Source organism: Streptomyces calidiresistens, from assembly GCF_014141525.1.
GTDB lineage: Bacteria > Actinomycetota > Actinomycetes > Streptomycetales > Streptomycetaceae > Streptomyces > Streptomyces calidiresistens.
In genome coordinates, this window is record NZ_VKHS01000100.1 from 1 (window position 1) to 10748 (window position 10748).

The window sequence follows — 10748 nt, forward strand, 5'->3', positions numbered from 1 at the left end:
CCCCGCGCCCCTCGTGCCCCTTCCGCCCCGGGTGCGTGACCGGACACACGTTTGACCGCCCCCTTTGCCGGCTATCCTCCGGCCATGGCCACCTCTGATCAGGTCCTGGTCGCGTCCAATCGCGGTCCGGTCGGTTTCACGCCCGCCGAGGACGGCACACTCGTCGCCAAACGCGGCGGAGGCGGCCTCGTCTCCGGCCTCGGCGCCCTCGGCGACAACGCCGGGACCTGGGTGTGCGCGGCACTGAACGACGGCGACCGCGAAGCCGTCCGCCGCGCCGACGGCGGCCTCCTGGACCCCGCCGACACCGACGGCCGCGCCGTGCGGATGCTCGACATCCCCGCCGAGACCTTCGACGCCGCCTACAACGGCATCGCCAACTCCGTCCTGTGGTTCGTGCACCACCTGCTCTACCGGTCGCCGATCGAGCCCCTCTTCGACCACCGCTTCGAGGAGCAGTGGGCCGGCTACGAGCGGTACAACGCCGCGTTCGCCGACGCCCTCGCCGCCGAGGCCGAACACGGCGCCCGCGTGCTGGTGCAGGACTACCACCTCTCGCTCGTCCCCGGCATGCTCCGCGAGCGCCGCCCCGACCTGCGCATCGGCCACTTCTCGCACACCCCGTGGGCACCGGCCGAGTGCTACCGGATGCTGCCCGACGACACCGCCCGGGCCGTCCTGCGCGGCATCCTCGGCGGCGACCGCGCCGCCTTCCTCACCTGGCGGTGGGCCAAGGCGTTCGCCGACTGCTGCCGCGACCTGCTCGACGCCGAGGTCGTCGACCGGGGTCACGAACTGCACCTCACCGTGGACGGCGAGACCACCCGCGTCGGCGTCCACGGACTCGGCGCCGACGGCGACTTCCTGCGCGAGCGCTCCCACCGCCCCGACGTGGACGAGCACCTGGCCGCCCTCCGCAAGCAGGTCGGCGACCGCCGCACCATCGTGCGGGTGGACCGCACCGAACTGTCCAAGAACATCGTGCGCGGCCTGCACGCCTACCGGCGCCTGCTGCACGACCACCCCGAATGGCACGAGCGGGTCGTGCACGTCGCCTTCGCCTACCCCTCCCGCCAGGACCTGGCGATCTACCGTGACTACACCGAGGAGGTCTCCCGGGTCGCCGACGGCATCAACGCCGAGTTCGGCCGCGACGGCTGGACCCCGGTGGTACTGCACGTCAAGGACGACTTCGCGCGCTCCCTGGCCGCCTACCGAATGGCGGACGTCGCCCTGGTCAACCCCATCCGCGACGGCATGAACCTGGTCGCCAAGGAGGTGCCGGTCGTCTCCGACGAAGGCTGCGCGCTCGTTCTCTCCCGCGAGGCCGGCGCCTTCGCCGACCTCGGCGAGGACGCCCTGGTGGTCAACCCCTACGACCTCGCCGGCACCGCCGACGCCCTGCACCGCGCCCTGTCCATGACCCCGGAGGAGCGGGCCGACCGCACCAAGCGGCTGGCCGCCGCCGCGACCGCCCTGCCGCCCAGCGCCTGGTTCCTCGCCCAGCTCCACGCCCTCGACGAGCGCTGACATCCGGGCCGGGGCCCGGGGCGGAGGCGGAAACCCGTGACCGGCTTCGATCACAACGACCGGTACCACCGCCTGCTCCTGCGGCAGGTGCCGGTCGGGTGCCGCACCGCCCTCGACGTCGGCTGCGGCACCGGCCGCTTCGCCCGGCGCCTCGCGGAGCGGGGGATCGTCGTGGACGCCGTGGACCGTTCGGCGACCGTCATCCGGGCCGCCCGCGCGCGAGGGGAGCACCCCGGCCTGCGGTTCCACCACCGCGACCTCGTCGCGGCCGGCCCCCCGGGCGAGGGGTACGACTTCATCTCGTGCCTGGCGAGCCTGCACCACATGCCGTTCGCGACGCTCGGCATGCTGCGTGACGCCCTGGCACCGCGCGGCGTCCTCGCCGTGCTGGGCTGCCACCGGGACGCCTCGGTCGGGGATTGGATGTGGTCCCTGGCCGCCGTGCCGGTCAACGCCGGGGCCCGCCTCGCCCTGGCCGGCCGTGCCGTGCTCCCCTCACAACGGGGCGGGGCGCTCGATCAGGCGGGAAGGACGAGAAGGACGAGAAGGACTGGAAGGAGGGGAACGGCGGCGGAAACCGTCTCCGCGCCGGTGGTCGAGCCCCGGATGACGTTGGAGGAGATCCGTCGGGAGGCGGCCGACCCGCTGCCCGGCTTCACCCTCCGGCGACTCCTCCTGTGGCGCCACCTCCTGCTGTACCGCGCCCCCACCGATCACTGATCGGCCCCGGGCCGGCCGGCTCGTCCCCTCGCCACGCCCCCGGGCGGGTGCCTCTGAACGGGGGCTCCCCGGCCACCCTCCGATCCCGTTCCCACCCAGCGCGGCACGGACCAGGGCGACATCCACGGTGGGGACGGCGAGCTCACGGGGGCGATCAGCGGCTTGCAGGGACAGCAGGCGGAATCTTCCCCCGCCGACCTTCATACTTCCCGGGCCGGTGACCGGATCCACCCCGTGAACGTGAAACGGGGGCACCGGGGCGACGCCTTCGACGGATCCACCGAACACTCGAAACGGCCGCCACACCACCGGCGAGGATGCGGCGGGGTCCAGGATCAACGCCCCCTGCCGGAAACGACGACCGTCACGGACGAACGCGGAGACCTCACGAGCCTCTCCCGCGTTCAACGCCACGAGATCCGCCTCGGCGCGAGTTCGATCGCTCCCGGTGAACTGCTCCATGAGACGCCCCGGATGCCGCAGCAGATCCGTGAAAGTCACCGTCCCCGCGTCCCTCCGCGCGCCACCATTCCCCCCTCGCATCGCGGTCGTACCCGGGACAGCGACGGGACGGAGGTGCCCGGAAGCGCCGTCTCGGCCACCTTTTTCACAGGGCCCGGCGTCCTGTATCCGCCTCGGACTTCACCGCGTCGGGGGACGACAAACAGCCGTCGACCTCCGACTCCGAAGCCGGCGGCGAGAACGTGATCTTCGGGCGAGTCGACACCCCGCCCCGATATTCCCCTCACTCTCGGATTCAGCGACTGGAGGGGGGTTTCTCTGCCTGGCATTCACGGTCGGCGTGAGCAACCGGGGAAGCGACAAAAAGAAGTGTCGCTCCACAAGCGAAAGGAACGAAAATTTTACCCCGAGTCAGCATCGCGGAGAGTCCACCTCGGCCTCCTTCTCATGGGTTTGCCAAACTCCGTTGTCGCCCAACTCGACTCGATTGACGTACCGGGTGGGCAAGGCTTCACCATCTGCTTCTTCGATCACTTCACCAGTGGCGAAATCCTTGGTGTAGATCTCGCTGTAATCCCTGCAGAAGGTCACCAATGCAGACTCCCGATCAAGGATTTCCACTCCCCAGTCAAAATAGAACATTCGCCCGGCTGAGGCGCTCCTCTCTTCCAGGAAGATGTCGATCAGGCCCATCTCTCGCAAGAGCGCATTACCCTGGGTATAGAAAGAGATGGATTCGTTCTCGGGCTCATGGTTGGTGACTACTTCATAGACGGCTTCGAGTTGGCGCTGGCTGTCGAGAATGATGGCCCGCTCGACCGGGTCGTCGGTCTCCGGCTCCTCGAAGACCATCTCCAGGTCGTCGGCGACGCGGATCTCGGGGCGGTCGATGCCGTCGTCCTCCGGGGTGGGGTCCCCGGCCGGTTCCTCCGGGGTCGGGTCCTCGCCCGTCTCTCCCGCGCCGCCGGCGCCCTCGATCGGCGCGGCGGCCCCGTCGTCGCCCCCGTCGGCGTCGGAGGAACAGGCGGTCACCAACAGGCTCGCGGCCACCAACCCCGCGACGGCGGAACCGGCAAGACGACGCTTCATGACAAGAACTCCCCGAGACGGCGTGACAGGACGAGCCGCGACACCCATGAGCCGGGCCCGGGGCGTCGGCGCGCGCACGCGGGGAGAGCGATCCCCCCGGCACGTCACTGTATGACGGGACGCGGACACACCGACCGGGGCGGAAGCCACCGGGTCGTTGCCGCAAGACACGACGAACCCGCCATCCACCGGGAAACGATTAACGGCGCAGGGTCACGGGCCTCTTGCGAGCGGTGTCGTCGGTGCGAGTGGGCGAGGACGACGGGGAATCGGCCAGGGCCCGTTTGTCCCGCCACGAGCAGGACGGCACCAAGGCCGTTCCGTCCGTTGGGTCGGTTCAGCGGACGATGGCCTGGACCTCCTGGACGGTGACGTCGGTGCCGCCGTCCACGATTCCGTCGGGCAGGGTGCCGCCGGCGCCGGTGTGGTCCTCCCAGGTGACCTCCCACGTCACCGTCGCGGCGAGCCGGTAGGAGCCCACCCGGTGGGTGGAGCGCAGATACGTCACCCCGCACGGCGGGTCCTCCCCCGAGCGGCCCCGGGCGTACGGCTCGCCGACGGCGGAGCCGCGCACCTCGCACCGGCCGTTGGCCGGGTGCAGCACCGCATCATCGGTGCCCGCGTCCAGTCGCATCGCCACCGGCCGGGCGGTGGTCCGCGCCCAGATCCCGTAGCCGTCCAGGGAGGCGCGCACCGACACCGGAGCGAACTGCTCGCCGTCCAGCCACACCCAGGTGGCCAGGTTCACCGTCTGCTCGGCCTCGGGGTTCAACGACAGCTCGGTGTCCGGCACCCGGGTCTGCTCCCAGGCCAACGCCGCCAGGGTCTCCCCCGAGACCGTCAGGGCATCGGCCGGCGGCGGATCGGAGAAGTCCACCCAGAACAACCGCCACTCGCACGCGAAACGGTCGGCGGCCGGGTAGTCCTCGTTCATCACCCGCATCCAGAACATGCCCTCGCCCTCCCGGTCGCGGTGGAAGTCGGGGAACTCCCCGTCCTCCCCGAACCGCGCCTCGTGGCCGTCGCGCGCGGAGTCCTTGTCCTCCTGCGGGAAGGGGGCCTGGATGATCCGGTTGTGCACGGCCGTCCAGTACGCCTCCGCCTCCGCCGGGGTGTGCACCGGCGCGTAGTAACACGCCGGCGGCGACCACACCGAGGACGTCAACGCCCCCTCCGTCCCCGACGCCGGCGGCGAGAACGTGATCTTCGGCGTGAGGCTCACGCCGGCATCGATTCGCCCTTTCCCGTCGGAGGAGGCGGGTGGGCGTTTCGAGTTCCAGCGATCGGCGAAAGCGGTCCCGGCGGAAGAAAAGAGTAGAAAAGTCAGGCAGAGGGTGAGTACGGGGAGAACTTTCCTCAGGAACACTTCACATCCCCCGCTTCGGCGAACTTTTCATGGGTCTGCCACACGCCGATCCCGTTGATCTCCACGCGAGTGACATAGTGAGTGGGGGTCGCGGTCGGATCTGCTTCCTCCACCACTTCCCCCGTCTCGAAATCGGTGTCGTAAACCTCGGAGAAGTCTCGGCAGTACTCGACCACGGCGGAGTTCTCCTCGAGATTTTTCACCTCGTAATTGTAGAATCGCATGACTCCGGCGGAGGACCCGTTCTCGGCCATGATTTCCGCGAGCGCCTCGCCGTCTTCCAGCAAAGCGTTTCCCGCGGTGTAGAAGCCGACTGCCGAGTTCTCGACGTCCTGGGTGGTCATCTGGGCGAAGACGGCCTCGAACTGACGCTGGCTGTCGAGGATGATGGCCCGCTCCACCGGGTCGTCGGTCCCGGGCTCCTCGAAGATCAACTCCAGGTCGTCGGCGACGCGGATCTCGGGGCGGTCGATGCCGTCGTCCTCCGGCGTCGGGTCCCCGGTCGGCTCCTCCGGCTCCGGCTCCCCGCTCGCCTCCCCGGCGCCGTCGGCGCCCTCGATCGGCGCGGCGGCCCCGTCGTCGCCCCCGTCGGCGTCGGAGGAACAGGCGGTCACCAACAGGCTCGCGGCCACCAACCCCGCGACGGCGGAACCGGCAAGACGACGCTTCATGACAAGAACTCCCCGGGACGGTCCGACGGATCGACACGCGACGCCCCCGGTGGGCGGTGGCCCGTGATCCGGGATGTCGGCGCGTGGGCGCGGGAGGATCGAGCCCCCCGGCACGTCACTGTATGACGGGACGCGGACACACCGACAGGCGGTTCTGGCCGGGACCCGCCGGGCGCCCCCGGTCGACGCCCGATCATCGGGAGCGGCCATGGTCGGTCACCGCTTCGGGTGGATTGGGGGCATTCGCCGTGGGCATGCGCCGGTGGGGGAGAGACCCCGTCACACGATCCGAGGAGGCCGAGGATGACCGTGCACAACAGTGCCGTCTCGACACCGCAGACCGCCCCGGAGCGGAGCGGCGGGGACGGTACGCCCTCCGCCCCGGGGCTGGCGGTGGCGCTTCCGATCGTGGTCCTCACGACGACGGCGGAGGCGCGCATCGGCGGTCTGCTCCGGATGCTCCCCGCCGCGCTGGCCGCCTGGCGGGCCCTGAAGCGTCACCGGGCCCGTCGTCAGGGGCGCCCGCCCCGCTGAGGGGCCGGCCGTCATCCCCCGGGTCGGGGCGAGCAAAAGCGACAATAGCCTTCCAATATCAATAAAAGAGATCATCTACGCGATTTGGGGCCCGCCAGGCGGGTACCCGGGGTGTTACGAGCCCTCCGTGGTTCGTGACACCCCGGGTACCCGAGCAAGGAGGCGTGACATGCGCGTACGTGATTCCGTGGTGGTGGTCACCGGAGCGTCCAGCGGCATCGGGCGGGCCACCGCCCTGTGCTTCGCCCGCAAGGGCGCGGCCGTGGTGCTGGCGGCCCGCCGGGAGGAGGCCCTGGAGGAAGCCGCCCGCGAGTGCGAGAAGCACGACGGGGCGCAAACCCTCGTCGTGCCCACCGACGTCACCGATCCCGAGGCCGTGGACGCCCTGGCGCAGCGCGCCGTGGAGCGGTTCGGCCGGATCGACGTGTGGGTGAACAACGCCGCCGTGACCGCCATCGGACCCTTCCAGGAGGTCCCGCTGGAGGACATCCGGCGGGTGATGGACGTCAACGTCATGGGCTACGTGTACGGAGCCCGGGCCGCGCTGCCGATCATGCGCGAACAGGGTCACGGCGTGCTGGTCAACGTCTCGTCCGTCGTGGGCGTCGTCAGCCAGCCCTACAACCAGGCCTACACGATGTCGAAGTTCGCCATCCGGGGGCTGACCTCCAGCCTGCGGCAGGAGCTGAAGATCGAGGGCGTGCGCGGGGTGCACGTGTGCTCCGTGCTGCCGGCCACCATCGACACCCCCTTCTTCGACGAGGCGGCCAACTACTCCGGCCGCAAGGTGCTGGCCATGCCGCCGGTCTACCCGCCGGAGCGGGTGGCGCGGGCGATCGTGAACATGGTGCGGATGCCGCGCCGCGAGACCGTCGTCGGGCCGATGGGCCGGCAGATGGTCATGGAGTCGAAGATGGCTCCGGGCACGGTCGAGAACACGATGGGGATCATGTTCGACCGCAAGCACCTCTCCCGCAAGGAACCGGCTCCCGCCAACACGGGCAACCTCTACGAGCCGTCGCCCGACAGCGGGTCCGTGCCCGGCGGGTGGCACGGCCGGCGGCGGACCAACGTCCGACGCACCCTGACGGCTGTCGCCCTGGTCGGTCTGGTGGCCGGGGTCGGACGCCGGATGCCGCTGGTCGGCGGGGGACGGGGGAACCGTCGCGCACGCCACGTCCTCCCTGTGGCGGTGGGCGCGTGGAAGGTGGCCCGGGTGGTCAAAAAGCGGCGATCCGGATGAGGGGATGGGACGACCACGAGTTCACCCCGGCGGCCGGCTACCGCTTCCACGCCGCCCGGCTCGGCCCACCCGGCGGACCCGAGGTGGTCTGCCTGCACGGCATCAGCGCCTCACACCTGCACTGGGTGCGGTTCGCCCGGGCGCTCGCCCCGCACGCCCGCACGGTCGCCCTCGACCTGCCGGGCTTCGGTCGCACCCGGGGCCCCCGTCGCGCACTGGACGTGCGGGGGCTCTCGCGGGCCCTGGCCGCCTGGTTGCGGGCCACCGATCGGGGCGGGGCCGTCCTGGTCACCAACTCGGCCGGGTGCCAGGTGGCCGTGGACCTCGCCGTGCACTCGCCGGAGCTGGTGGGACCGGTGCTCCTCAACGGCCCCACCATCGACGCGGGCGCCCGCACCGTGCGGCACCACCTGCCACGGGTGGTCCTCAACGCGGTGCGGGAACCCCCCTCGCACCTGCCCGTGGTGCTCTACGGGTTCCTGCGCTCCGGCCCGCGGCGCAACCTGCGCACCTTCAGGCACCTCCTGCACGACCCGGTGGAGCGGAAGCTGGGCCTGCTCACCACCCCGACGGTGGTGGTGCGCGGATCGCGTGACCCGATCACGCCGCACCCCTGGGTTCGGGAGGTCGCGGACCTGCTGCCGGACGGCCGGCTGACCGAGGTGCCCGGCGCACCTCACACCCTGAACCACTCATCGCCCGTGGAGATGGCACGGATCACCCGGGAACTGCTGACACGGCGTTCCGAGAGCGTGTCCGCACGGGCACCCGAGGAAAGGACCGACCGGTGAAACTCATGTCCCGGGCCAAGGGAGCCCGTTTCCAGACCGATTTCGACTCCTCCGCCAACACCGTCCGGGCCCTGGGAAGTTTCCTGCACGGGGAGAGCCACCGCGGCATGTCCATGGGGCCCGGCTCACCACGCCTGGCCAACGGCCTGGCCCGCCTTCCGCGTCCCGTGCGCCGCCGCATCTTCGCCGGCATGGGCTACCAGCAGGCGATACCCCTGGACCGGGTGCGGGACGTCCGGATCGAGGACCTCGACGAGTGGGTGGTCCAGCAGTACGGGCCCGGGCCCTATCCGGCGCTGGTGATCGGTTCGACCAGCGGGGCCGTGGTGCACCTGGCCGCCGCGCTGGGCGCGCCGTTCCTGCCGCAGACCCAACTGGTCTCGGTACGGGACACCGCCACCCACCCGGACGACCCGCGCGCCGCGCTGGACGCCATCGCCCCCCTCGCCCGCCGGGTGGCGGCGAACAACCCGGGGATCGCGGTCTACCACATGCACGATCCCGGCCAGGATCGCGCCATGCTGGAGAAGATGGCCTACCTGCGGCTCAAGCGGCTGGAACTCGGCGAGGCCTACGAGCGGTTCATCGAGGAACGCCTCGCGCCGGGGGCCCCGATCATCCAGGTGGAGTGCACCCGGGACTGGCGCACCCGGGAGATCGGGGACCGCGCCTACTTCCAGTTCGGTTGCCTCGGGGGCATACCGGAGGAGGAGTACCACGACACCGGGGAGCGGATCACCGAGTTCCTGCACACCGCGAAGTCGGACCGGGACGGGTGGGAACCGCCGGAGACGGACGCCCGGCGCCCGGAGGCCGAGTGGGGCTTCCACCCCTCGATGGCCGAGGGGGTCCGGCGGGTCGCCGAACGCTCCGGTCACCCCGTGCGCCGGCTGACCTTCGAGGACCCGCAGGTGCCCAGCGCCTTCGTCGCCGACTTCTACCGCTCCTGGTACCGGGAGCGGGGCATGGAGGGGAACCGGTTGCTGGTGGAGTCCTACGTGCAGTGGGACCCGCTGTGGGTGCTGAAGGTGGGGGCGGTGCCCTTCTGGCTGCGCTTCAACATGCGCCCGGCGCAGGAGGCGCTCATCGACTACCTGGAGGGTCTGGAGGGCGGTGACCGCGGCACGGGGGACGGTTCGGAGCCGGACCCGTACGACGAGATCCGTCTCAACGTCTTCTCCCAGGGGCTGAAGTCCCCCGGCCTGGTGCCGCCGGAGGAGTGGCGGGAGACCATCGAGCGGTACGCCCGGCGGAAGGCCGAGGTCATCGGCGTGGACGAGGAGGCGTATCCGGTGGACCCGGGCAGCACCATGCGCTTCCAGCCCGCCTTCGAGGGCATCGAGGGGCGGCATCCCCTGCCGACCCCCCTGCCGGTGGACGCGATCGACACCTTCCTCGCCGAGCACGGCGGCGGCCGGTACGGCGTCGGCTGGTCCTGATCCGGAGGTCCGCCCCGGGCCGGTGCGGTGACCGGCCGGGGGCGGCGCAGAGGTACCCCGGGATCCGACACCCGCCCGGGGCACCCGGCGCCCCGGCCCCGCACGGGCCGGGGCGCCGATCCGGGCGGGCGGGCGAATCCGCCGGTCCCCGACCGCCTGCGGGATCAGAAGAGGCGGAGCTTGTCGTCCTCGATGCCGCGCAGCGCGTCGTAGTCGAGGACCACGCAGCGGATGCCCCGGTCGGAGGCGAGCACCCGGGCCTGGGGCTTGATCTCCTGCGCGGCGAAGACGCCCCGGACCGGGGCCAGCAGGGGGTCGCGGTTGAGCAGTTCCAGGTAGCGGGTGAGTTGTTCCACGCCGTCGATCTCGCCCCGTCGCTTGATCTCCACGGCGACCGTCGCGCCCTCGGCGTCCCGCCCCAGGATGTCCACCGGTCCGATGGCGGTGGGGTACTCGCGGCGCACCAGGGTCCAGCCCTCGCCCAGGGTCTCCATCCGGTCGGCCAGGAGTTCCTGCAGGTGGGCCTCGACGCCGTCCTTGATCAGCCCGGGGTCCACGCCCAGTTCGTGGGAGGAGTCGTGCAGCACCTCGGCCATGGTGATCAGTAGTTTCTCGCCGCTCTTGTTGATCACCGTCCACACCTGTTCGTCACCGTTCTCCCCGGTGCCCTCGTCGATGCTCAGGGTGCACGGCGGCGACATCCAGTTGAGCGGCTTGTAGGCGCGGTCGTCGGCGTGGATCGAGACGGATCCGTCCGCCTTGACCAGGATCAGCCGGGGTGCGAGGGGTAGATGGGCGGTCAGCCGGCCGGCGTAGTCGACGGAGCAGCGGGCGATCACGAGGCGCATGGTCGGCCACGCTACCGCTCCGGGGCCGCCGGGGCGAAGTCGCCGGGGAGGGGGC

The 10748-nt window shown here is 71.1% G+C and carries 10 protein-coding genes; 6 read left to right on the plus strand and 4 right to left on the minus strand.

Going from position 1 to position 10748, the window contains the following annotated elements; genetic code table 11:
• Positions 1-84: 84 nt before the first annotated feature.
• Together FOE67_RS06890 and FOE67_RS06895 are read left to right on the plus strand one after the other, a co-directional pair.
• Positions 85-1530, plus strand: coding sequence for an alpha,alpha-trehalose-phosphate synthase (UDP-forming) (locus FOE67_RS06890; protein WP_182661529.1), 1446 nt, complete (start codon positions 85-87; stop codon positions 1528-1530).
• Between the two features lie 36 nt (positions 1531-1566).
• Positions 1567-2250, plus strand: a complete 684-nt coding sequence (locus FOE67_RS06895) for a class I SAM-dependent methyltransferase (protein ID WP_182661531.1) — start codon at positions 1567-1569, stop codon at positions 2248-2250.
• Positions 2251-3123: 873 nt separating this feature from the next.
• On the opposite strand, the gene FOE67_RS06900 is transcribed toward FOE67_RS06895, so the two are convergent.
• The 3 genes from FOE67_RS06900 to FOE67_RS06910 form a co-directional block, all read right to left on the minus strand.
• A complete protein-coding gene (locus FOE67_RS06900; protein ID WP_182661533.1) occupies positions 3124-3801 on the minus strand; it encodes a hypothetical protein in 678 nt (225 codons plus the stop codon).
• 337 nt (positions 3802-4138) lie between these two features.
• Positions 4139-5023 (minus strand): hypothetical protein, encoded by an 885-nt coding sequence (locus tag FOE67_RS06905; protein WP_182661535.1) that lies wholly within the window; start codon positions 5021-5023, stop codon positions 4139-4141.
• A 134-nt stretch (positions 5024-5157) separates the two neighbouring features.
• Complete coding sequence (locus FOE67_RS06910) at positions 5158-5838, minus strand: hypothetical protein (protein WP_182661537.1); 681 nt, start codon at positions 5836-5838, stop codon at positions 5158-5160.
• Between the two features lie 303 nt (positions 5839-6141).
• Here FOE67_RS06910 and FOE67_RS06915 point away from each other — a divergent pair, with 303 nt between their 5' ends.
• From FOE67_RS06915 to FOE67_RS06930, 4 genes are all read left to right on the plus strand, one after another.
• Positions 6142-6372 (plus strand): hypothetical protein, encoded by a 231-nt coding sequence (locus FOE67_RS06915; RefSeq protein ID WP_182661539.1) that lies wholly within the window; start codon positions 6142-6144, stop codon positions 6370-6372.
• A 169-nt stretch (positions 6373-6541) separates the two neighbouring features.
• Positions 6542-7615, plus strand: coding sequence for an SDR family oxidoreductase (locus FOE67_RS06920; RefSeq protein ID WP_182661541.1), 1074 nt, complete (start codon positions 6542-6544; stop codon positions 7613-7615).
• Positions 7612-8406, plus strand: coding sequence for an alpha/beta fold hydrolase (locus FOE67_RS06925; protein WP_182661543.1), 795 nt, complete (start codon positions 7612-7614; stop codon positions 8404-8406). The genes FOE67_RS06920 and FOE67_RS06925 overlap by 4 nt, the downstream gene beginning before the upstream one ends.
• Positions 8403-9845, plus strand: a complete 1443-nt coding sequence (locus tag FOE67_RS06930; protein WP_182661545.1) for a hypothetical protein — start codon at positions 8403-8405, stop codon at positions 9843-9845. The genes FOE67_RS06925 and FOE67_RS06930 overlap by 4 nt, the downstream gene beginning before the upstream one ends.
• A gap of 164 nt (positions 9846-10009) precedes the next feature.
• Here the strand turns inward: FOE67_RS06930 and nucS are convergent, their stop codons facing one another.
• A complete protein-coding gene (nucS, locus tag FOE67_RS06935; protein WP_182661547.1) occupies positions 10010-10693 on the minus strand; it encodes an endonuclease NucS in 684 nt (227 codons plus the stop codon).
• Between the last annotated feature and the right edge of the window lie 55 nt (positions 10694-10748).

What these genes read in the sequence shown, in the direction of transcription:
- FOE67_RS06890 (WP_182661529.1), top strand. Translation starts at nt 85, where the DNA reads ATGGCCACCTCTGATCAGGTCCTGGTCGCGTCCAATCGCGGTCCGGTC.
- FOE67_RS06910 (WP_182661537.1), bottom strand. Translation starts at nt 5,838, where the DNA reads ATGAAGCGTCGTCTTGCCGGTTCCGCCGTCGCGGGGTTGGTGGCCGCG.
- FOE67_RS06925 (WP_182661543.1), top strand. Translation starts at nt 7,612, where the DNA reads ATGAGGGGATGGGACGACCACGAGTTCACCCCGGCGGCCGGCTACCGC.
- FOE67_RS06915 (WP_182661539.1), top strand. Translation starts at nt 6,142, where the DNA reads ATGACCGTGCACAACAGTGCCGTCTCGACACCGCAGACCGCCCCGGAG.
- FOE67_RS06920 (WP_182661541.1), top strand. Translation starts at nt 6,542, where the DNA reads ATGCGCGTACGTGATTCCGTGGTGGTGGTCACCGGAGCGTCCAGCGGC.
- nucS (WP_182661547.1), bottom strand. Translation starts at nt 10,693, where the DNA reads ATGCGCCTCGTGATCGCCCGCTGCTCCGTCGACTACGCCGGCCGGCTG.
- FOE67_RS06900 (WP_182661533.1), bottom strand. Translation starts at nt 3,801, where the DNA reads ATGAAGCGTCGTCTTGCCGGTTCCGCCGTCGCGGGGTTGGTGGCCGCG.